Origin of the sequence: Halalkalibacter flavus (genome assembly GCF_036663575.1) — a bacterium.
Lineage (GTDB): Bacteria > Bacillota > Bacilli > Bacillales > Bacillaceae_D > Halalkalibacter > Halalkalibacter flavus.
The window spans coordinates 114413-138321 of record NZ_JAWRVK010000003.1; the positions used below are offsets into that span (position 1 = coordinate 114413).

The following is a 23909-nucleotide window of genomic DNA, read 5'->3' on the forward strand; positions in this document are numbered from 1 at the left end:
AGGGAGCGGGTAGTAATGAGAAGTAATATGATTAAAAAGGGGATTGATCGTGCGCCTCATCGAAGTTTACTTCGAGCAGCTGGTGTAAAAGAAGATGAAATGGATAAACCATTCATTGGTGTATGTAATTCATACATTGATATCATTCCAGGACATATGCACTTAAACAAATTTGCAGAAGTGGCAAAACAAGCGATTCGTGAAGCAGGAGGCATTCCATTTGAATTTAATACAATTGGTGTAGATGATGGAATTGCTATGGGGCACATTGGCATGAGATATTCGCTCCCAAGTCGTGAAATTATATGTGACGCAGCAGAAACAGTTATTAATGCTCACTGGTTTGACGGAGTATTTTATATTCCGAACTGTGATAAAATCACGCCGGGGATGTTAATGGCATCAGTAAGAACAAATGTCCCGTCTGTTTTCGTATCAGGTGGGCCAATGGAAGCTGGTAAAACAAAAGATGGGCAGAACTTATCGCTAGTTTCTGTTTTCGAAGGCGTAGGTGCATTTGCGTCAGGTAATATGACAAGAGAAGAGTTACTAGAAATAGAACAAACAGCATGTCCAACATGTGGATCTTGCTCAGGAATGTTTACAGCTAATTCAATGAACTCATTAATGGAAATGCTCGGAGTAGCTTTACCAGGAAATGGGACAATTGTTGCTACATCGAATGATCGTCACCAATTGATCAAGGATGCCGCTAAACATTTAATGAATTTAGTTGAAAAAGATATTAGACCTAGAGATATCATTACTGAAGAAACGATAGATGATGCATTTGCTCTTGATATGGCAATGGGTGGGTCAACGAATACAGTTCTTCATACATTAGCAATTGCTAACGAAGCAGAAATTGATTATGACCTTAATCGAATTAACAAAGTAGCTGAACGAGTCCCTTATTTATCAAAAATCAGTCCAGCTTCGGATTACTCGATGGATGATGTACATCATGCTGGTGGAGTTAGTGCAATTATTAAAGAACTTTGTAACATTGAGGGAGCAATACACCCAGATCGAATTACGATTACTGGAAAAAGCTTGTATGAAAATGTAAAAGATGCAGAAATTACTAACGATGATGTCATTCGTCGTAAAGATAATCCTTACAGCCCTGTTGGTGGACTTTCTGTATTATACGGAAATATTGCACCAGATGGAGCCGTAATCAAAGTAGGGGCAGTTGATCCTTCTATCAAAATATTTGATGGAGAGGCAATTGTATTTAACTCTCAAGAAGAAGCTCAAAAAGGAATCGATGAAGGGCTTGTTCGTGAAGGCCATGTCGTAGTCATTCGATATGAAGGACCAAAAGGCGGACCTGGAATGCCTGAGATGTTAGCACCAACGTCAGCTATCGCTGGTAGAGGTCTTGGAACAAAAGTTGCGTTAATCACGGATGGACGTTTCTCAGGAGCATCAAGAGGTATTTCCATCGGGCATATTTCTCCAGAAGCAGCAGATGGCGGTCCAATCGCTTTCGTTGAAAATGGCGATCGTATTCGAATTGATCTTCCAAATAGAACGATTGAATGGTTAGTGTCCGATGAAGAACATGCTAAGCGTAAAGAAGGTTGGGTTGAACCTGAACCAAAAGTGAAAAAGGGTTATCTTGCAAGATATGCAAAATTGGTTACTTCAGCCAATACCGGTGGGGTTATGAAAATATAATAGGTAAAAACGAAGAAGAGGAAAAGTACTCAATGATGCAACTTCAACAGAGAGCCGTGGTGCTGAGATGCGGTGTTGTTGCCTTTGACGAAGCTCGCCTCAGAGTATCAATCTGAACGATTTTTTCTATTAAGATTGGTCGGGTGTACACAGCACTCGTTATCAAAACAACAAGATTAAATAGAGCATGATTCTATTTAATGAATAAGGGTGGTACCGTGGAAAGAAAAATCTTTTCGCCCCTTCTAGCTATTGGATTAGTAGCTTATATGGGGTGGAAAGATTTTTTTATTTTAAATTTTTTAGTTGTTCACTTTGTATTGTTAAGATACTGGGGTCGTTTACGAGAGAATCTTTGTAAGGAGGCATGAAACATGAGTACGAACGTGAAAAAGAAAGAACAACAAACAAGTGAAGAACCTAAACAACTTTCTGGTTCAAGTATGCTAATTGAAGCTTTGGCAAAAGAGGGCGTTGATGTTATCTTTGGCTATCCGGGAGGAGCTATTTTACCAACATATGATGAAATCTATAAAACGGGTATTCATCATGTTCTAGCAAGGCATGAACAAGGAGCAATTCATGCTGCTGAAGGGTATGCCAGGGTATCTGGTAAACCGGGTGTCTGTATTGTGACATCTGGACCAGGAGCGACAAACGTTGTCACAGGAATTGCAGATGCAATGATTGACTCTTTGCCGCTTGTCGTCATTACTGGTCAAGTAGCAACAACGGTAATTGGAACAGATGCGTTTCAAGAAGCTGACATGATAGGCATCACGATGCCAATTACAAAACATAATTACCAAGTTCGGTCTGTTGAAGAATTTCCAAGAATTATTAAAGAGGCTTTCCATATTGCAACAACGGGACGTCCTGGTCCAGTTTTAATAGATTTACCGAAAGATGTTTCACTTGCTACGGGAATGTTTGATTATAGCAAAGAAGTGAATATTCCTGGTTATCAGCCAACTATTGTACCGAATCGATTACAAATTAGAAAAGTAGTTGAAGCAGTAACTGAAGCGAAGAAGCCTGTTATCTTGGCTGGAGCAGGGGTTTTACATGGAAAAGCGTCTAGTGAATTATTTGAATATGTTGAAAAAATGCAAATTCCTGTTGTAAATACGTTGCTTGGACTAGGTAGTTTTCCAGGCGATCATGAATTATGCCTCGGAATGGCAGGCATGCACGGAACCTATACTGCAAATATGGCCATATATGAGTCCGACTTACTGATTAGCATTGGTGCAAGATTTGATGACCGATTAACAGGGAATCTGGCACACTTTGCACCAAATGCTCGTGTCGTTCACATTGATATTGATCCAGCAGAAATTGGCAAAAATATCAAAACTGAAATTCCAGTTGTTGGAGATGCTAAGGAAGCAATAAGAATGTTGTTGGATGAAGAGGGGAAACCTGGTGATACGAAGGAATGGCTTGATACCCAAAAAGAAAGAAAATCCGAGTACCCGCTTTGGTATAAAGAAGATGGAGAAGTAATTAAGCCGCAAAATCTAATTGAATTGATTCATGAAGTGACAAATGGTGAAGCTATTGTAACGACAGATGTTGGTCAACATCAAATGTGGTCAGCACAATTTTATCGTTTCAATAAGCCAAACCGTTGGGTAACATCAGGTGGTCTTGGAACAATGGGCTTTGGTTTTCCTGCAGCGATTGGAGCGCAATTTGCAGAACCTGAAACACCTGTAATTGCTGTGATTGGAGATGCAGGTTTCCAAATGACAGCACAGGAAATGTCCATTTTACAAGAGTTAAATATGCCAGTGAAGATCGTCATTGTAAACAATGCATCTCTAGGAATGGTGAGACAATGGCAGCAGCTATTCCATGGAGAGCGTTATTCTAACTCACTGTTCCCGATTCAACCGAATTTTGTCAAGCTTGCAGAGGCATATGACATTAAAGGAATGAAAATCGAACAGCTATCTGATTTAAAGGGTGCTTTAGAAGAAATGATAGCTCATCCTGGACCGGTGTTACTGGATGTACGTGTAGCAAAAGAAGAAAATGTGTATCCGATGATTGCACCAGGGAAAGGACAACATCAAATGGAGGGGGTTAAGCCACAATGAAACGTACGATCACAGCTCTTGTAAATAACACTTCAGGTGTGCTTAACAGAATCACTGGTCTGTTCGCTCGTAGGCATTACAACATCGAAAGCATTACTGTTGGTGTAACAGAAAACCCATCCATCTCAAGAATGACATTTGTTGTTGCTGCCGATAGTATGGAAAATGTAGAACAGGTCATTAAGCAACTGAATAAGCAAGTCGATGTTCTAAAAGTGAAAGATATAACTGATGAGTCCATCGTGGCTCGAGAGTTAGCATTAGTTAAAATTGTAGCAACACCTCAACAACGTGGAGAAGTAGCTGCACTTGTTAATCCATTTAGAGCAACTATTATAGATGTTGGTCGAGAATCAATGACGATTCAAATTACAGGGGATCATACGAAGGTAGAAGCTTTTATTGATTTGCTTCGCCCTTATGGCATAAAGGAAATTGCTCGTACAGGAATTACAGCATTTAATCGCAGTACGAAAAAGCCTACACATGATCCATATCGATTAACACTCATTAATTAAACTAGTGAATTCATAAATTCAACATAAAAAACTAATTAAAACAAGAGGAGAGATTTATTATGGCAAAGGTATATTACAATGGAGACGTTAACGAAGCAGTATTAAGCGGGAAAAAGGTAGCAATCGTAGGATATGGTTCTCAAGGTCATGCACATGCACAAAATGCTCGTGAAAATGGAGTAGATGTAATCATTGGTCTTCGTCCAGGAAAGTCATGGGATCAAGCAGTAAGTGATGGTTTTGAAGTTTTCCCTGTTAGAGAAGCTGCAGCTCAAGCTGACGTTATCATGATCTTGCTTCCTGATGAGCATCAACCAACAGTTTACAAAAACGAAATTGAGCCAGAATTACATGCAGGAAAAGCATTAGCATTCGCTCATGGATTTAACGTTCATTTTAACCAAATTGTCCCACCAGCAGATGTTGATGTGTTTTTAGCAGCACCAAAAGGACCAGGCCATCTTGTGCGCCGTACATTCGTTGATGGAGCAGGGGTACCAGGCTTAATTGCTGTATTCCAAGATGCAACAGGTCAAGCAAAAGATATTGCGCTAGCTTACGCAAAGCAAATCGGATCAGCTCGTGCCGGTGTTCTTGAAACAACATTCCAAGAAGAAACTGAAACAGATCTATTCGGTGAGCAAGCAGTACTTTGCGGAGGAACAGCAGCACTTGTTAAAGCTGGTTTTGAGACATTAGTAGAAGCTGGCTACCAACCTGAAGTTGCTTACTTTGAGTGCTTACATGAATTAAAATTAATCGTTGACCTTATGTATGAAGGTGGACTTGAAGGAATGCGTTACTCTATCTCTGATACAGCACAATGGGGAGATTATGTAGCTGGTCCTCAAGTTGTAACAGATGAAACGAAGAAAGCAATGAAGAGCATTCTAACAGATATCCAAACTGGTAAATTTGCAAAAGGATGGATTCTTGAAAACCAAGCAAATCGTCCTGAATTCACGGCAATCACAAGAGCAGAAAGCCAACACCCAATTGAAGTGGTTGGTCGCGAGCTTCGTGAAATGATGCCATTCGTAAAATCTAAAGGAGTGGTTGGTAGTGCGAAAAATTAATGTCTTCGATACCACGCTAAGGGACGGAGAACAATCAGCAGGAGTTAACTTAAACTTTCAAGAGAAACTTGAGATTGCAAAGCAACTTGAACGTTTGGGAGTAGATATCATTGAGGCTGGGTTTCCAGCCTCCTCTCAAGGAGATTTTGCTTCCGTAAGAGCTATTGCTCAAACGATTAAGAGCAGTTCAATTACAGGTCTCTCCCGTTCGCTTGAGCGTGACATTGGGACAACTTGGGAAGCACTTAAAGATAGTGCAGAACCAAGAATCCATGTGTTTATAGCAACATCACCGATTCACATGGAATATAAACTGAAAATGACGCCTGATCAAGTCATTGAAAATGCAGTAGCAGCTGTAAAAAAAGCGAAGAAGACGTTTCCTCAAGTTCAATGGTCTGCTGAAGATGCAAGCCGAACTGAGCTGCCGTTTCTTGCTAAAATTATTCGTGAAGTGATTGATGCAGGAGCAACGGTTATTAATTTACCCGACACAGTGGGTTACACGACTCCTTATGAGATTGGTCAAATGTTCCGTTATGTCACAGAGAATGTACCTAACATCGATCGGGCGATTCTTTCTACACATAACCATGATGACCTTGGAATGGCGGTTGCAAACTCACTAGCAGCGATTCAAAATGGTGCTGGCCAAGTCGAATGTACAGTTAATGGAATTGGAGAAAGGGCTGGAAATGCAGCGCTTGAAGAAATTGCTGTTGCTTTAAACATTCGTCAGGATCACTATAAAGCTGATACAGGGCTTGTTTTAAAAGAAATTAAACGCACAAGCTCTCTTGTTAGTAAGTTAACAGGGATGGTTGTACCAAACAACAAAGCAGTTGTAGGAGCAAATGCATTTGCTCATGAATCTGGTATTCACCAAGATGGTGTGTTGAAAAATAAAGAAACATATGAAATTATTACTCCTGAGCTTGTAGGAGTTTCTTCAAATAGAATGGTACTTGGTAAGCATTCAGGTCGCCATGCATTTAAAGAAAAGCTGTTGGAACTTGGTTTTAATGGAACAGATGAACAATTACAAAAAACATTTGTTGCTTTTAAAGACCTAGCAGATAAGAAGAAAGATATTACTGAAGAAGATCTATTTGCACTTATGACTGAAGCAACAGTTGGAGCTGCAGTTGCTCATTATGAATTAGAAACGTTGCAAGTAAACTATGGAACAACAAATATTCCGACAGCTACAATTACGATGAAGTTGCCAACGGGTGATACAGTTCAAGAAGCAGCTACGGGTTCTGGTAGTGTTGAAGCAATTTACAATACACTAGAGCGTGTTATTGATGAAGAGGTCTTGCTTATGGACTACCGAATTCAATCAACAACTGCTGGACGTGACTCGTTAGCAGAAGTGTATGTTACGGTAAAGTATGATGGAATGGAGTCATCTGGCCGAGGTACGGCACATGATGTTCTCGAAGCGTCAGCTAAAGCGTATATTAACGCGGTCAATCGAACAATTAACCGCAAACAATTCAATGAACAACAACGTACTAATCCATTAAACGTATAGGGGAGGAAAAGAAATGAAAAAGAACATTGCGATTCTCCCTGGTGATGGGATCGGCCCAGAAGTATGTGAAGCTGCAACAAAAGTACTTTCAGAAATTGGAAAAATGTATCAACATGAATTTGAGTTTACATTTGCTGATCTTGGAGGAGCAGCGATAGATAAGACAGGTACACCTCTCCCAGCTGAGACTTTATCAGTTTGTAAAAAAAGTGATGCAGTATTACTTGGGGCAGTAGGTGGTCCTAAATGGGATACTCTTCCTGGGGACCAGCGTCCTGAGAAAGGTTTACTAGGGCTTAGAAAAGAGCTAGATCTTTTTGCTAACCTTCGTCCTGTTACTATTTATGATGCATTAGCAGATGCTTCACCACTTAAAGATGATGTCATTCAAGGTGTCGATCTTGTTATAGTGAGAGAGCTAACAGGAGGTCTGTACTTTGGCGAACCACGTGAACGCCGAGGCGAAGGTAAAGAGCAGCTTGCGGTTGATACTCTCGTTTATTCACGAAAAGAAATTGAGCGCATCGTACGTAAAGGATTTGAATTTGCTAAGATTCGCGGCGGAGCTTTAACGTCAGTTGATAAAGCAAATGTACTTGAATCAAGTCGTTTATGGCGTGAAGTTGTTGACGAAGTAGCTAAGGAATATCCTGATATTGAATATAGTCATATGCTTGTCGACAATGCGGCTATGCAATTAGTACGTAATCCAAGACAATTTGATGTTATTGTGACAGAAAATATGTTTGGTGATATATTAAGTGACGAGGCGTCAATGATTACTGGATCACTAGGGATGTTGCCTTCTGCTAGTTTAAGTCAAGACGGTCCAGGTCTATTTGAGCCAATTCATGGCTCTGCTCCTGATATTGCAGGAAAAGGAATTGCCAATCCACTAGCAACACTTTCCTCCGTTGTAATGATGTTGACGTATGCATTTGAGATGACGGATGAGGCAACTGCATTGGCTGAAGCAATTAATGACGTACTAGAAGCAGGACACCGGACAGCTGACTTAACAAATGATGCAAGCAATGCTTTATCGACAGAAGAAATGACGAATCAAGTAATTGATGCTTTAGCAAAGAAAGTGGTCATCTCATAAAAAAATTGAAATAAAAAGGGATGACGTAAAGGGACCGTAAGCCTTTTTCTCAGTCTACTAGTCATACTAGAAGGTTGTAGTGATAGGGGTTTCTACGTCATCCTATTAGTCTACTAAATTATTAACAACGAGGAGGAGCGAATATGGCACCTAAAACGATCATTGAGAAAATTTGGGAATCGCATGAAGTAATTCAAGAAGAAGGAAAGCCAAGTCTCCTCTACATCGATTTGCACATGGTTCATGAAGTGACATCACCTCAAGCATTCGAAGGGTTAAGACTGGCTAATCGTAAAGTAAGACGACCTGATTTAACGTTTGCAACGATGGATCATAATGTCCCAACGGTAAACCGCTATGACATAACGGATCAAATTGCAAGAACTCAAATGGAAACACTTGAAGCAAATTGCAAGGAATTCGGCATTGATCTAGCAGACTTAGATCATCCTGAGAATGGAATTGTCCATGTCATTGGTCCTGAACTTGGATTGACTCAGCCGGGTAAAACGATTGTTTGCGGAGATAGTCATACTTCAACACATGGTGCATTTGGAGCGCTTGCTTTTGGAATTGGAACGAGTGAGGTAGAACATGTTCTAGCTACTCAAACATTATGGCAATCTCGACCAAAGACGCTAGAGGTGCGTGTAACAGGCAAGTTATCGTCAGAACTTTCAGCGAAAGATGTGATTCTAGCAATTATTGCTAAATTCGGAGTAGACATCGGAACAGGATCTGTTATTGAATTTACTGGTGATGCGATTCGTGGGATGACGATGGAAGAACGAATGACAATTTGTAACATGTCAATTGAAGCTGGAGCGAAAGCAGGTTTAATCAGTCCAGATCAAGTGACTTTTGACTATTTACAAGGCCGTGAGTACATTCCATCTGGAGCTGCTTTTAATGAGTTAGTAGAACAATGGAAGCAGTTAGCAACAGATGAGGGGGCTACGTATGATCAAGTCGTAACGATTGATGCATCAGAAATTGAACCGATGGTAACATGGGGAACAAATCCTGCACAAGGTGTAGGAGTATCAAAGCTGGTTCCTTCACCAACAGATGGGAAGACAGAAACGGATCAACGTGCGATTCAACAAGCGTTAAACTATATGGAACTATCACCTGGTACGCCAATTTCAGAAATTGAAATCCAACATGTATTTATTGGCTCCTGTACAAATTCACGCTTAAGCGACCTTAGAGCAGCTGCTAGTGTTATTAAAGGAAAAAGAGTTGCAGAACATGTAAGAGCCCTTGTTGTTCCTGGATCGCAAAAAGTGAAACAACGAGCTGAAGAGGAAGGGTTAGATCAAATCTTTACAGAGGCTGGCTTTGAATGGCGTAGCTCTGGATGTAGCATGTGTTTAAGCATGAACCCTGATGTTGTTCCAGAAGGAGAGCGTTGTGCGTCAACATCTAACCGGAACTTTGAAGGACGTCAAGGAAAAGGGGCACGTACGCATTTAGTTAGTCCTGAAATGGCAGCAGCAGCAGCAATAGCCGGACATTTCGTTGATGTTCGTGAGTGGAAAAAACAACAAATAGCGCAGTAAGGGAGGGACAACAATGGAACCGATTGTAAATCATAAAGGCATCGTTGCAACAATGGACAGAGTAAACGTAGATACAGACCAAATCATACCAAAGCAATTTCTAAAGCGTGTAGAGAGAACAGGTTTTGGTCAATTTTTATTTTATGATTGGCGCTTTTTAGCTGATGGCAGCCCAGATCCTAAATTTGAATTAAACCAAGAGCACAACCAAGGTGCAACCATTTTAGTTGCCGCACATAATTTCGGATGTGGCTCCTCACGTGAGCATGCACCGTGGGCTCTTCATGATTATGGATTTAAGGTAATCATTGCCCCTAGCTTTGCTGATATCTTCTATAATAACTGTGTAAAGAACGGCATGTTACCAATTAGACTAGACGAGAAAAAGGTTCAGCAGCTTTTACAAAAAGGCGCAAATGAATCTTTTGAGCTAAGCATTAGTTTAGAAGAGCAAACGATTAGTGGAGAAGGATTTGAAGCTTCTTTTGAAATTGATCCTTATTGGAAAGAAATGCTCCTGAATGGTTGGGATGAGATCGGATTAACTCTTAAGTATGAGAAGCAAATAGAAGCATTTGAACAAAAAGCGTAAGTAAAAGGGTGATTCTAACGCCATTGGCGAGATAGAATTGCCCTTTTTTAAATAGGTTGTTTTCGTAAAGATTATTGCTGTGAAGAAAAGTGTTTTCTCGTAGTGAAATGGAGCGGAAGTCACTCGACTCCTGCGGGATGAAGAGGTAGGGTACTGAAAAAGTTCTTTTTAGCAGGTTCGAGGAAGCAGCAATGGCTCCACGCGTTGCGCGCCTGCTATGAGAAACCCACTCATAACAGGCTTAAGACAAAGCAACGGTTCCGCTCATTGCTTAGAGGCCACTGAAAAAAGGTATAAACCGTACCTTTTTCAGTGGCCTCATGAAGAGGTAGGGTCGAGACCCCACAGGCGTAGCCGAGGAGGCTTGACACCTCCCCGCGGAAAGCGAGTGGCTCGAGCGCAATGGAACGAACATGTGGAGACGCGTCCCCCATAAAAACAACAAAGTATGCGAAAACAGCCTTTAAATTGTACGCCTGCATAGAAACTCACTCTTAATAGGCGAAAAAGAAAGAGACAACTTCGCGCATTGCATTTAAGAAAAGAGAGTGTGCGGCTTTTCTTAATGCGATTCATTGTAATGGAGGGGGGGAACTGATAAACTTAGGTAATAGCGTGAACGACAATTCAACAATTACAATGAATCATTTTTAAACTCACGTAAACTCATGATATAGAGTGAGGCGGTTCTCTAGTGGATAAACGAATACATAAAAAAGATAAGAAAGTAATATTATACCCCGGCCTCGTTAAGCGCTTAATAGAAAAAGGAATGGACGCTTTAAAGGATAAAGATGGGCAAGCTGCATATGACTTTTTTTTATCAGCAGAGGAGCATGAGCCCGAAAATCCACAAGTACTATTTGGTAAAATGTTAAGTTTAGTTGAGCTAGGTCGGCTAGAAGAGGCTGTAGAGCATACAAATAGTCTACTTAAAGAAGGCATCGGAGATTATTACGAAAATTTACAAGTACATATTTCTTTGCTTGTTCAGTTAGGAAAATATCAAGAAGTAGTCGACATATTAGATGCCGTTCTATCTGAAAATCAATTTCCGCCTCAATTTGCCGAGTCATTTTATCAATTGCTCCATTTCAGTAGACAGATGGTAGGAGACCAAGTATGGTTGAATCAATTAGAAATAAAGGATGAACCTCTTTCGCCAGAGTTAGTAGGAATGCTTCATTCTGATTCTTTGGAACTTCAGTCTAAAGCGCTTCAATATTTAAGAGAGATTGATAATAAAGGTGCAACAAGAGCAATTGTTGAATTTTTAAAAGACGAAGATCGTGATTATGTCTTGCAAAGCATTGCACTGAAGACATTAGAGGAAAAAGAATGTGATGAAATCATACATATAAAGAAACAAGGTAGAGAAAAACATATTGTTCCAAGAGATATGAACAATGACGTTCAACAGGCTTTTTACGAAAAAATACTAAGTTATCTTAGTAATGAGCTCGAACATAACGACCCACTTTTATATGAGATTACAAAGCAACTTAGCTGGACCCACCTTTGGTCAATCTATCCTTTCTTACCAGAACCAGAAGATGTTGAGTTCTGGGGTGATGTCTTCCATTATTGCGCTTGTGAACGAATCGGTTTAGAAGAAAATCTCGAAGATTTAATAGAGCGCTATCAATTTAAAAATAAGTTATTTATGGAGAAAGTAAAAGAAGTAAAAGAACTAGAATCGTCTGTCTATCAAATTGATACAAGTTATCTTATTAATAAGAACGACGAAACGTAGACTGGGCTTGGATCAACTATTTGAAATGAACTGACGATATGTTATACTAGAGTGGTTGTCAAAGATAATAGAAGAAATCTATCGTTTGAAAAAAACGAGATGTGTATAAGTTGGAGGGAAAGTAAATGACTACAAAATGGGAAAAGTTAGAAGGAAATGAAGGCGTCCTTACAGTTGATGTAGCAGCTGAAAAAGTGGATGCAGCACTTGATCAAGCATTTAAAAAGGTTGTAAAAAAGGTTAATGTACCAGGATTCCGTAAAGGTAAGGTACCTCGTTCATTATTTGAAAAGCAATTTGGTGTAGAATCACTTTACCAAGATGCTCTTGATATTTTACTTCCAGAAGCATATGCTGGTGCAGTTGCAGAAGCTGGAATCGAGCCGGTTGACCGTCCTGAAATTGACATTGAAACGATGGAAAAAGGAGCTACTCTTGTGTTTACAGCTAAAGTAACTGTGAAACCAGAGGTTGAGCTTGGTGAATACAAAGGTCTTGAAGTAGAAGAGCAAGACACAACTGTAACAGACGAAGATATAGATGCTGAACTTAAGCAGCTTCAAGAGCGTCAAGCTGAGCTTGTTGTCGTTGAAGATGGAGCAATTGAAAATGGTGATACAGCTGTATTTGATTTCGAAGGTTTCGTTGATGGTGAGGCATTTGAAGGTGGACAAGCTGAAAACTACTCTTTAGAAGTAGGTTCTGGTCAATTTATCCCAGGTTTTGAAGAACAACTAGTTGGTTTAAAAGCTGGAGAAGAAAAAGACGTAGAAGTAACATTCCCTGAAGAGTACCATGCAGAAAACCTAGCTGGTAAACCAGCAACATTCAAAGTGAAAATCCATGACATCAAGCGCAAGGAATTACCAGCACTTGATGATGAGTTTGCAAAAGATGCAAACGAAGAAGTAGAAACGTTAGAAGAGCTTAAGACTCAACTAAAAGACAAGCTACAAAAGGATAAAGATCATCAAGCAGAACATGCAGTTCGCGATACATTAGTACAAAAAGCTGCTGATAATGCAACAATTGATATTCCAGAAGCAATGGTTACTACTGAAGTAGATCGTATGCTTCAAGAGTTTGAGCAACGTCTTCAAGCTCAAGGTATGAATCTTGAAATGTATTTCCAATTCTCTGGACAAAATGAGAATGCAATGCGTGAGCAATTCAAAACAGATGCCCAGAAGCGTGTTCGTGTAAATCTTACACTTGAAGCAATTGCTTCTGTAGAAAATCTTGAAGCTACTGATGAAGATGTAGATAAAGAAATTGAAAAAATGGCAGAAATGTACCAACGTTCTGCTGAAGAAATTAAAAATATTTTAGCAGCACAAGGTGGTCTTGAAGGAATCAAAGGCGATCTAAAAATCCAAAAAGCTGTTGAATTTCTTGTTGAAAACAGCAAAAAAGCGTAAGAATTTGATTATTAATGTAGATTAATTAAAAAAACAAGGTGCGATTTTTCGTACCTTGTTTTTTCCTTGCTTTCCAGGTTGCTTTGGCTGTATGTATGGAGTTTGCAGGAATTGAACAAGCTTAGTATAAGGATGGGCACGCACAAAAATTGTACTGTAATGAAATTTGTACAAGAAAAAGGATTTTTCTTACTTAATCTTGAATGTATAATCAATCCATACATAAAATGAAGTAATCATACTTGATTGCTCTTCTTCTATGTCTAGTCACAAGTACATAGAAATTCCGTTAATTCAAAGGGACATGGAGGTGTGAAGCGAGAACCTATTGGTCAAATTCATTACGAGTCGATGTTGGTGCATTCTACAGGCCATAAGGGTTATCTTTAGTGGTTCTTATCGTTTATGTGATACAATGACGACACATACGATTAAATAGTCTTAGTTACTATCTGTTTGTAGTTATTGTATTGTCGTGTCCATTCATAAAAAAGCCGGTATTAAGGCAGAGTTACTTGAGGATGGTACAATATTTTCTAAGGGGTGATGATTGAATGTTTAAGTTTAATGAAGAAAAAGGACAACTTAAGTGTTCTTTTTGTGGAAAAACACAAGACCAAGTTCGAAAGTTAGTTGCCGGACCAGGCGTGTATATATGTGATGAATGTATTGAACTTTGTACGGAAATCGTTGAAGAAGAACTAGGAACAGAAGAAGAAGTTGAATTTCAAGAGATCCCGAAACCAAATGAAATTAGGCAAATTTTAAATGATTACGTCATTGGACAGGATCGTGCTAAGAAATCACTATCGGTTGCAGTATATAACCACTATAAGCGTGTTAACTCACTTTCACGTTCTGATGATGTTGAATTATCAAAGAGTAATATTTGTATGATTGGGCCAACAGGCAGCGGGAAAACGTTACTCGCACAAACATTGGCTCGAATTTTAAATGTTCCATTTGCAATTGCAGATGCAACATCATTAACAGAAGCTGGTTATGTAGGGGAAGACGTTGAGAACATTCTTCTTAAATTAATTCAAGCTGCTGATTATGATGTAGAAAAAGCTGAAAAAGGAATCATCTATATTGATGAGATTGATAAAGTTGCACGTAAATCCGAAAATCCATCGATTACACGCGATGTTTCTGGTGAAGGGGTTCAACAAGCGCTTCTGAAAATTCTTGAGGGAACAAGTGCAAGTGTTCCTCCACAAGGTGGACGTAAGCATCCGCACCAAGAATTTATTCAAATTGATACGACAAATGTTCTATTTATTTGTGGTGGCGCGTTTGATGGAATTGAGCAAATTATTAAGCGTCGTCTTGGTAAAAAAGTAATTGGTTTTGGTTCCGATGTGAAACAAGAAGATCTTAAGCCTGGAGAATACTTAGGAAAAGTGCTGCCTGAAGATTTGCTGCGTTTCGGTTTAATACCGGAATTCATCGGGCGTCTACCGGTAATCTCAAGCCTAGAGCCACTGGATGTAGATGCATTAGTAGAGATTTTAACACAACCGAAGAATGCATTAGTTAAACAATACAAAAAGCTATTGGAGTTAGACGATGTGGAGCTTGAGTTTACAGAACAAGCCTTACGTGAAATTGCCAATAAAGCTATTGAGCGTAAAACGGGTGCTCGTGGATTACGCTCAATTATTGAAACACTTATGCTTGATGTTATGTTTGATCTTCCGTCACGTGAAGATATCGTAAAATGTATCATTCATGAAAAATGTGTTACAGAAAACGACTTACCAACGTTGCTCACTGCAGATGGTGAAGAAATCACGTTGCCAAAAACAGAACCAAAAGAGAGTGCTTAAATTTTTAGCGGATCCGCATTTGCGGATCCGCTTTTTACACGCAATGATAGCTTGTTTTCAAAAAGTACATAAAAAACCAACAGTAATTAACACTTAAAATTTACGGTTGCATTTAAAAAATAACCGCTTTTTAAGGAGGGAACAGGTGATTTTCACATTTTAAGTAGCTCATTTTGAATTGGGCATGTTGAATTTCTCCAATCATTCTCAAAACTTTCTTTGATTAGTGTTGTTTTTCCCGGTCATACTAAGGGAAACAAAACGACTACTTCTGGGAGGTTTCATCATGAACTGGACAGGAATTGCTTTGGTGATCCAATTATTTTTCGGGGTCATCATAGGTGTCTACTTTTGGAATTTATTAAAAAGTCAACGTAATCAAAAGGTCTCTATAGACCGTGAATCACGCAAGGAGATGGAAGAGCTACGAAAAATGCGTTCTATCTCACTTAGTGAGCCTTTATCTGAGAAAGTTCGCCCGATTTCGTTTGAAGATATAGTTGGGCAAGAAGAAGGCATTCGTTCATTGCGTGCCGCACTGTGTGGACCGAATCCTCAACATGTCATTATTTACGGACCACCAGGTGTCGGAAAGACTGCAGCAGCTAGACTTGTATTAGAAGAAGCCAAAAAAAATGCCGGGTCTCCATTTAAACAGGATGCTGTGTTTGTTGAGATTGATGGGACGACTGCTCGCTTTGATGAAAGAGGGATTGCAGATCCACTTATCGGGTCTGTCCATGATCCAATTTATCAGGGGGCAGGCGCAATGGGACAAGCTGGAATTCCGCAACCGAAGCATGGGGCGGTTACTAAAGCGCATGGTGGTATGCTTTTTATTGATGAAATTGGTGAACTTCATTCGATTCAATTGAATAAGTTATTAAAAGTGTTAGAAGATCGCAAGGTGTTTCTTGAAAGTGCATACTATAGTGAAGAAAATCAGCAAATCCCACGACATATTCATGAAATTTTTCAAAAGGGGTTACCTGCAGATTTTAGGCTAGTAGGGGCGACAACAAGAACTCCAGACGAATTGCCGCCTGCAATTCGCTCTCGTTGTTTAGAAGTGTATTTCCGTGCATTAAAACCAAAAGAAATTATTCAGATTGCTGAAAAAGCAGCGAAAAAGATTAATTTTGATGCGGAAGATGGAGCCATCGAACGAATTGCGAAATATGCAACAAATGGACGAGAGGCAGTAAACATTGTTCAAATTGCAGCAGGGATTGCAACATCTGAAAATCGAAACGCACTGACTGTCGCAGATGTGGAGTGGGTACTTCATGCGAGTCAAATTGCTCCCAGACCGGAAAGGAAGATCCATAGTAACCCAGCTATTGGACTTGTTAATGGGCTTGCCGTCTATGGACCCAATTTAGGGGCATTATTAGAAATAGAAGTGAATGTCCTAGAAAATCCGGGTAAAGGCACTGTAAATATAACAGGAATTGCAGAAGAAGAAAGTACTGGTAACCAAATGCGTTCAATTAGAAGGAAGAGTATGGCAAAAGGATCGGTTGAAAATGTCGTAACGGTTTTAAGACGTATGGGAATTCCAACACAGGATTATGATATCCATGTAAATTTCCCTGGCGGCGGTCCAGTAGATGGACCATCTGCAGGCACAGCGATTGCAACAGGAATCTATTCTGCAATTCGGGGAGAGAAAGTAAAGAACACAATTGCTATGACTGGCGAGCTTGGAATTCATGGAAAAGTGAAGCCAATTGGAGGGGTTGTTGCAAAGGTGGAAGCAGCGAAATTAGCAGGTGCAGAAATGGTGATCATTCCAAAAGAAAATAAACAAGCCATTTTGCAGGAGATTACGGGAGTTGAAATAGTCGCTGTGGAGCACTTAGACGAAGTGCTTGATCTTGCCATTGAGCAAGAAGAAGAAGAAGTTGTACCAGCAAGTACAGATCTAACCACTTCCATCGCTCCTGTCTAATATTAGACAAACATATAGCGATAAGATAAAATTGAATCATTCAAACCTTTTAGTAAAAACACCAAATCATACCAAGGTAAAATTTGGAATAGGTTTGGTATAGGAAATAGGATGTATTGGAGATGGAGGTGTATGCGGATGGTCGAATCAAATGACAGACGACAAATTCCGCTTCTACCGTTACGCGGATTGCTAGTTTTTCCAGCTATGGTTCTTCACCTAGATGTTGGAAGACCGAAATCCGTTCAGGCGTTAGAACAAGTGATGGAGAAAGACCATCAAATTTTACTCGCAACTCAGAAAGAAATATCAATAGATGACCCAACAGAAGATGAAATTTATCATATTGGTACATTGGCTAAGGTGAAGAGCCTTCTTAAACTTCCGAATGGAACAGTTCGAATTCACGTTGAAGGTTTGCAACGTGCAAAAATTGACCAGTTTATTCAAAAGGATGAATTCTTACAAGTAGAGGCTGAACTTATTGTTGAGGAAGATTCTTTTCTCACACCAGAAATACAAGCATTAATGAGAAACCTATTATCAATGTTTGAACAGTACACAAAGGTTTCAAAAAAAGTTTCAGCTGAAACGTTAGCTTCCGTGAAAGATATTCATGAAGCAGGCCCATTTGCTGACGTCATTGCTGCTAATTTACCGTTAAAATTAAATCAAAAGCAAGAGCTGCTCGAAATGCATTCAATTAAGGCTCGCTTACTTAAACTAATTGAAATCCTTAACAATGAACAAGAAGTACTCGGTTTAGAAAAAAAGATTAGCCAACGTGTCAAAAAGTCAATGGAAAAGACACAAAAAGAATATTATTTACGTGAACAGATGAAGGCAATCCAGAAAGAACTGGGCGATAAAGAAGGGCGTACAGGAGAAGTTTCAACATTACGAGAAAAGGCTAAAGAAGTAGAAATGCCTGATTCCGTGAAGGAGAAATTTTTAAAAGAGCTTGATCGTTATGAGAAAATGCCGGCAAATTCAGCAGAGAGTTCTGTACTACGTAATTATTTAGATTGGCTTATTCAACTCCCTTGGACATATGAAACCGAAGATCAATTAGATGTGGTCCGAGCAGAAGAGATCTTAGATGAAGATCATTATGGGCTTGAAAAAGTGAAAGAACGTGTTCTGGAATACCTAGCCGTTCAACAACTGACTCGTGAGTTAAAAGGGCCAATCCTTTGTTTAGCTGGTCCTCCAGGGGTTGGAAAAACATCCTTAGCGCGTTCAATTGCGCGTTCATTAAATCGAAAGTTTGTCCGTATCTCCCTTGGTGGGGTTCGTGATGAAGCGGAAATTCGTGGTCATCGCAGAACATATGTCGGGGCAATGCCTGGACGTTTGATTCAAGGGATGAAAAAAGCGGGTTCAATAAATCCAGTGTTCCTTTTAGATGAAATTGATAAAATGGCCAATGATTTTAGAGGGGATCCGTCCTCTGCTCTTCTTGAAGTGCTTGATCCGGAACAAAATAATACGTTTAGTGATCATTATATTGAAGAGCCTTATAATCTTTCTAAAGTTATGTTCATCACTACAGCAAATAATATCGGTACGATTCCGGGGCCACTTTTAGACCGAATGGAAATTATCTCCCTAGCTGGTTATACAGAGCTTGAGAAAATTCATATTGCGAAGGATTACTTACTACCTAAGCAAATGAAGGATCACGGACTTAGCAAAGGAATGCTACAGATGAAGGATGAAGCGATTCAAAAGGTGGTTCGTTACTATACCCGTGAAGCGGGGGTCCGTAATCTTGAACGCCAACTCGCAACACTTTGCCGAAAAACTGCAAAGAAGATAGTAACCGCTGAAAAGAAAAAAGTCATTCTTACTGCAAATACAGTAGAAGAAATGCTTGGAAAACCAAGATTCCGCTACGGAATAGCAGAAGAGGAAGATCAAGTTGGAGCAGCAACTGGGCTCGCTTATACGACAGTGGGTGGCGATACGTTATCTATTGAAGTGTCAGTAGCACCTGGAAAAGGGAAACTAACCTTAACTGGTAAGCTTGGTGATGTAATGAAAGAGTCGGCTCAAGCCGCATTTAGTTATATTCGCTCACGTTCAGCTGAGTTGAATATTGACCCTGAGTTCAACGAAAAAAATGATATTCACATTCATGTTCCTGAAGGGGCAACACCAAAAGATGGTCCTTCTGCAGGGATCACAATGGCTACGGCACTTGTATCAGCACTAACAGAACGAAAAGTAAAGAAAGAAGTTGGAATGACAGGAGAAATTACACTCCGAGGGCGTGTCCTTCCAATCGGTGGCTTAAAAGAAAAATCGATGAGTGCTCACCGTGCAGGGTTAAAAACAATCTTAATCCCTAAAGATAACGAAAAAGATTTAGAAGATGTACCAGAGAGCGTGCGAAAAGACTTACAGTTCATTCTTGTATCTCACCTAGATGAAGTCTTAAAGCACGCGTTAGGAGAGTAGAATGAAAGTAACAAAATCAGAATTAGCCCATGTGGCAGTGAAACCAGAGCAATATCCAACATCTCGCTTACCTGAGATCGCTTTGTCCGGGAGATCAAATGTTGGTAAATCATCATTTATAAATAAAATGATTAACCGAAAAGGGTTGGCGCGCACGTCGCAACGACCAGGTAAGACGCAAACGTTAAACTTTTATGAGATCAATGAAATGCTTTATTTTGTTGATGTACCCGGCTATGGCTTTGCGAAAGTCCCAAAGCCTGAGCGAGAAGCATGGGGTCGAATGATTGAAACGTACTTACAAGATCGTGAACAATTAAAAGCGGTTGTGCTTATAGTGGACCTGCGTCATCCGCCATCTGCAGATGATAAAATGATGTATAACTGGCTTAAACACTTTGATATTCCCGTCATTGTCGTTGCAACAAAAAGCGATAAAATTCCTAAAGGAAAATGGGAGAAGCACTTGAAAGTGATAAGAAATGATTTAGAAAAAGTCGAGTCAGATCCATTACTTCTTTTTTCTTCTGAAACGGCACAAGGAAAAGAACAGGTGTGGAAAACGATTCAGCACTATATATCTCAGTAATGGGGATAGCTAAAGAGGTTTCTAAAGAGGTGAATGCACCTTTTAGAAACCTCTTATTTGTTATTTAATAAGATTTATTTTCTTTTTAAAAGTAAAAACAATCCTACGGCAATAAGGAAAATTGGCCACAACGAACTTAGGAAGGAATAGGCCTCGTATAACCAACTAAATGGATTGATAGAGGCGAAGCTAAGGAGGGAAAAGATAATTAGTAGCATGCCTATAAGCATCCCTTCTTTTTTCTGCTTTCTAGCAGAAAGAATGAAAGCTAGACCGACAATACTCGTATAGACCCCCCCATGGTTCGGCCACCAGTTTGCCAATGATTGAAAGTGAAAGTGAATAGCCAACCCAAATAGAATAACTCCTGGGAAAGTCATCGAATATTCACGGCCTATGTAAGCTTGTAATAATAGAGCAAGGCCTAAAACAAGTAAGATAGAGGGCCAACTTAAAAGCTGTTGGTCAAAAGGTATAGAGAATTGCTGAAGCAAATAATAGCAACCGACACCTATAAGTAGGACACCAGGGAAGATACGCTGTGTCTTCATTAGTATTCTCCTTTCATAAGTGCCTTTTTTAATGCACTCTTTAAGACGGGTATTTCGTAAGCATAAATTGTCTTTTCTTTAAAGTTAATCAGTACTGGTCTATATTTCGCAATTTTAGACAATTATTTATACATATTAAATAAATTGGATACAATAATCGATAAAGGTAGAGTTTGGCTTAGAAGCCAATACGTTGTAACAATACCATCATGATAGCATATGCTTCATGATCTGTTCACAATTTTTTTTGGACTCCTACATTAGACATGTTATAATGTACTGAGTTATACTGGTAGGGTTAATCCAGTATGTTGTTTACGAATAAAATAACTTTTATAATAGATATAAAGAGATATGAACGGATATTAAAAATGGGGGTGAACGTCAGGATGCATATTCTTGTTGTCGGATTTAATTACAAAACAGCTCCTGTCGAATTACGAGAAAAGTTCTCGTTCCAAGAAGGAGAGCTACCGAATGCATTAGCACAGTTACGAAATATGAAAAGCATTCTTGAATGTACGATTATCTCTACCTGTAACCGGACAGAAGTATATGTTGTGGCTGATCAATTGCATACAGGCCGTCACTTCACGAAAGCGTTTCTAGCAGAGTGGTTTGACTTACCTAAAGACGAGTTCATCCCTTATTTAGATATTCGGGAAGATCATCATGCAATTGAGCACTTGTTCCGTGTTTCCTGTGGGTTAGATTCGATGATCCTTGGAGAAACTCAAATTTTAGGACAAGTGAGAGATAGTTTCTTATTAGCGCAAGAACACCAAGCAACAGGAACGATCTTTAATCAACTGTTCAAACAAGCTGTAACACTTGCAAAAAAAGCTCATACAGGTACTGAAATTGGAGCACATGCTGTGTCTGTCAGCTATGCAGCTGTAGAGCTTGGAAAGAATATTTTCGGGGATTTTTCAGGAAAGCATGTGGTGATTTTAGGTGCTGGGAAAATGAGTGAACTTACAGCGAAGCACCTGCATGCAAACGGAGCAAAGAAAATTACAGTCATTAATCGTACAGAAGCAAAAGCGGTTGAACTAGCAGCTCGTTTTCTCGGACAAGCGCGTCCTTTTGAAGAGCTTCAGCAAACATTAGCAGAAGCAGATGTGTTGATTAGTTCAACGGGTGCTCGAGACTTTGTTGTGACGAAAGAAATGATGCAAGGCTCTATGAAAAAACGTAAGGGGCGCCCGCTTTTTATGGTGGATATTGCTGTGCCGCGTGATCTAGATCCAGCGATAGCTGATTTTGATGACGTATATCTATATGATATTGATGACTTACAAAATATTGTGGAAGCTAATTTGGCTGAACGTAAGCGTGAAGCAGAGAAAATAGAGATTATGGTAGAGGCAGAGATCGATGAGTTTAAGCAATGGTTGAATACGCTTGGTGTCGTACCGATCATTTCAGCACTTCGAACAAAAGCACTTGCTGTACAAGCTGAAACGATGGAAAGTATAGAAAGAAAGCTACCAAACTTATCAGAGCGCGAAATAAAAGTGTTACGTAAGCATACGAAAAGCATCGTAAATCAACTTTTACGTGATCCAGTAACAAGAGTGAAAGAGCTAGCTGCTGAGCCTGATGCCGATGCAGCATTGGAACTATTTACGAAGATCTTTGCACTAGAAGATGAATTAGCTTCACAAGAAGAAGAGCTTCGAATTGAAAAAGCCGAGAAACAATGGGAGAATCAAAAACAAGAATACGTAAACGTATCAAGACAACGTACAGCTGTTGTCCGTTCATAGGGAAGAAGGGACAAACGTATGAATTGGATTTATCCTATTACGATTGTTTTATACAGTATTAGCTTAATTGGTTATTTCGTTGATTTCTTACAGCACAACCGGAAGGTCAATATAATGGCCTTCTGGTTGCTTTCTATTGTTTGGGTACTTCAAACGGTTTTTTTTGTTATAAGAGCTATAGAACTAGACCGTGTTCCATTGTTAACACCTTTTGAAGGGCTGTTTTTCTATGCATGGTTAGTCGTTACACTTTCGCTGGCTATCAACTGGTTTTTTCGCGTAGACTTTCTTGTTTTATTCACAAATGTCATAGGGTTTAGTATGATGGCCTTTAGTTTGTTTACACCTGATGGAGATGTTCCTGAATCACTTTCCGCTCTCTTAGCATCAGAGCTCCTCATCATCCACATTTCGTTCATCCTGCTCTCCTATGCAGCCTTTACCTTCTCATTTGCATGTCAAATCATGTACGCCATTCAGCATCAAATGTTAAAGCGTAAAGTTTGGGGTAAGCGATTGCTTCGATTTGGAGCACTGTCAAAATTAGATTCATTTTCTTTTATAGCAGTTATGATCGCTTGGCCATTTTTGTTAATCGGACTCATATTAGGATTTATTTGGGCCCATAGCCAGCTTACATACGTTCCATTTTTCGATTCGAAAGTAGTAAGCTCTTTAATTGTATTAGGTATTTATGCTGTTTTTATCTACCAGAGAGTCGTTAAACTAGTAAGAGGCTACAACATGGCCCTACTTGGAATCGCCGGATTTTTAGTCCTTCTCATAAACTATTTCCTATCCGGCCAATACTCCTCATTCCATATATGGTATTAGTCGCAAGAGAAAAAGGACGAACTACCCTTTTTCTCTTGCGACTAAGCAGTGAGCGAAGCCGCCGTCATGTTTTAAGCCTTTTGAGTGGATTTCTCAAAAGGCGCACGGCGAGAGGAGCCACTGCCAACGAGGTACTAGCAAACTAAGGAAAAAGGACGAACTACCCTTTTTATGTTACTGCAACTGAGGCACCAGCAAACAAAGAAAAACAACGAACCACTCTTTTTCTCTTGCGACTAAGCAGTGAGCGGAGCCGCCGTCATGTTTTAAGCCTTTTGAGTGGATTTCTCAAAAGGCGCACGGCGAGAGGAGCCACTGCAATCAAGGCACTAGCAAACTCAGGAAAAAGGACGAACTACCCTTTTTCTCTTGCGACTAAGCAGTGAGCGGAGCCGCCGTCATGTTTTAAGCCTTTGAGCGGGCTTCTCAAAAGGCGCACGGCGAGAGGAGCCACTGCAATCAAGGCACTAGCAAACTCAGGAAAAAGAACGAACTACCCTTTTTCTATTTCAGTCTATCTGATAACCTTTTAAGTTAAGAATAAAAGGGCCAAAATGAAAGTAAAAAACAGGAGGATCTT

The 23909-nt window shown here is 39.8% G+C and carries 17 protein-coding genes and 1 other annotated feature; of the genes, 16 read left to right on the plus strand and 1 reads right to left on the minus strand.

Annotated features, from left to right (window positions below; genetic code table 11):
• The first annotated feature begins 15 nt into the window (after positions 1–15).
• The 14 genes from ilvD (at position 16) to yihA (ending at position 20175) form a co-directional block, all read left to right on the plus strand.
• Positions 16–1683 carry a dihydroxy-acid dehydratase gene (gene ilvD / locus SAY88_RS03120; protein ID WP_332629218.1) on the plus strand — a complete coding sequence of 556 codons (1668 nt, stop codon included), beginning with the start codon at positions 16–18 and terminating at the stop codon, positions 1681–1683.
• A 3-nt stretch (positions 1684–1686) separates the two neighbouring features.
• Positions 1687–1930, plus strand: a binding site (T-box leader).
• A gap of 127 nt (positions 1931–2057) precedes the next feature.
• Positions 2058–3785 (plus strand): acetolactate synthase large subunit, encoded by a 1728-nt coding sequence (gene ilvB / locus SAY88_RS03125; protein WP_332629219.1) that lies wholly within the window; start codon positions 2058–2060, stop codon positions 3783–3785.
• Positions 3782–4303: an acetolactate synthase small subunit gene (gene ilvN / locus SAY88_RS03130; protein ID WP_034627024.1), complete on the plus strand. Its 522-nt coding sequence runs from the start codon at positions 3782–3784 to the stop codon at positions 4301–4303. The genes ilvB and ilvN overlap by 4 nt, the downstream gene beginning before the upstream one ends.
• Before the next feature lie 59 nt (positions 4304–4362).
• Positions 4363–5379 carry a ketol-acid reductoisomerase gene (ilvC, locus tag SAY88_RS03135; RefSeq protein WP_250096963.1) on the plus strand — a complete coding sequence of 339 codons (1017 nt, stop codon included), beginning with the start codon at positions 4363–4365 and terminating at the stop codon, positions 5377–5379.
• Complete coding sequence (locus tag SAY88_RS03140; protein ID WP_332629222.1) at positions 5366–6916, plus strand: 2-isopropylmalate synthase; 1551 nt, start codon at positions 5366–5368, stop codon at positions 6914–6916. The genes ilvC and SAY88_RS03140 overlap by 14 nt, the downstream gene beginning before the upstream one ends.
• Positions 6917–6929: 13 nt before the next feature.
• The gene (gene leuB / locus SAY88_RS03145; protein ID WP_332629223.1) at positions 6930–8021 is read left to right on the plus strand and encodes a 3-isopropylmalate dehydrogenase; all 1092 of its coding nucleotides are present in this window, start codon (positions 6930–6932) and stop codon (positions 8019–8021) included.
• 143 nt (positions 8022–8164) lie between these two features.
• Positions 8165–9583 (plus strand): 3-isopropylmalate dehydratase large subunit, encoded by a 1419-nt coding sequence (gene leuC, locus SAY88_RS03150; RefSeq protein ID WP_332629226.1) that lies wholly within the window; start codon positions 8165–8167, stop codon positions 9581–9583.
• 13 nt (positions 9584–9596) lie between these two features.
• Positions 9597–10175 (plus strand): 3-isopropylmalate dehydratase small subunit, encoded by a 579-nt coding sequence (leuD, locus tag SAY88_RS03155; RefSeq protein ID WP_332629228.1) that lies wholly within the window; start codon positions 9597–9599, stop codon positions 10173–10175.
• A gap of 694 nt (positions 10176–10869) precedes the next feature.
• On the plus strand, positions 10870–11928 hold the full coding sequence (locus tag SAY88_RS03160; protein ID WP_332629230.1) for a hypothetical protein: 1059 nt from the start codon (positions 10870–10872) through the stop codon (positions 11926–11928).
• 125 nt (positions 11929–12053) lie between these two features.
• Positions 12054–13346, plus strand: coding sequence for a trigger factor (tig, locus tag SAY88_RS03165; RefSeq protein ID WP_332629233.1), 1293 nt, complete (start codon positions 12054–12056; stop codon positions 13344–13346).
• 554 nt (positions 13347–13900) lie between these two features.
• Entirely contained in the window at positions 13901–15175 is a 1275-nt protein-coding gene (gene clpX / locus SAY88_RS03170) for an ATP-dependent protease ATP-binding subunit ClpX (RefSeq protein ID WP_250096970.1), read from the plus strand.
• A gap of 286 nt (positions 15176–15461) precedes the next feature.
• Positions 15462–17126: an ATP-dependent protease LonB gene (gene lonB / locus SAY88_RS03175; RefSeq protein WP_332629234.1), complete on the plus strand. Its 1665-nt coding sequence runs from the start codon at positions 15462–15464 to the stop codon at positions 17124–17126.
• Positions 17127–17264: 138 nt separating this feature from the next.
• Entirely contained in the window at positions 17265–19586 is a 2322-nt protein-coding gene (gene lon / locus SAY88_RS03180; protein ID WP_332629236.1) for an endopeptidase La, read from the plus strand.
• Between the two features lies 1 nt (position 19587).
• On the plus strand, positions 19588–20175 hold the full coding sequence (yihA, locus tag SAY88_RS03185) for a ribosome biogenesis GTP-binding protein YihA/YsxC (RefSeq protein ID WP_332629238.1): 588 nt from the start codon (positions 19588–19590) through the stop codon (positions 20173–20175).
• 74 nt (positions 20176–20249) lie between these two features.
• On the opposite strand, the gene SAY88_RS03190 is transcribed toward yihA, so the two are convergent.
• A complete protein-coding gene (locus SAY88_RS03190) occupies positions 20250–20726 on the minus strand; it encodes a LiaI-LiaF-like domain-containing protein (protein ID WP_332629239.1) in 477 nt (158 codons plus the stop codon).
• Positions 20727–21115: 389 nt separating this feature from the next.
• Here SAY88_RS03190 and hemA point away from each other — a divergent pair, with 389 nt between their 5' ends.
• Positions 21116–22495: a glutamyl-tRNA reductase gene (hemA, locus tag SAY88_RS03195; RefSeq protein ID WP_332629241.1), complete on the plus strand. Its 1380-nt coding sequence runs from the start codon at positions 21116–21118 to the stop codon at positions 22493–22495.
• Positions 22496–22513: 18 nt separating this feature from the next.
• Positions 22514–23329 (plus strand): cytochrome C assembly family protein, encoded by an 816-nt coding sequence (locus SAY88_RS03200; protein ID WP_332629242.1) that lies wholly within the window; start codon positions 22514–22516, stop codon positions 23327–23329.
• Positions 23330–23909 lie beyond the last annotated feature (580 nt).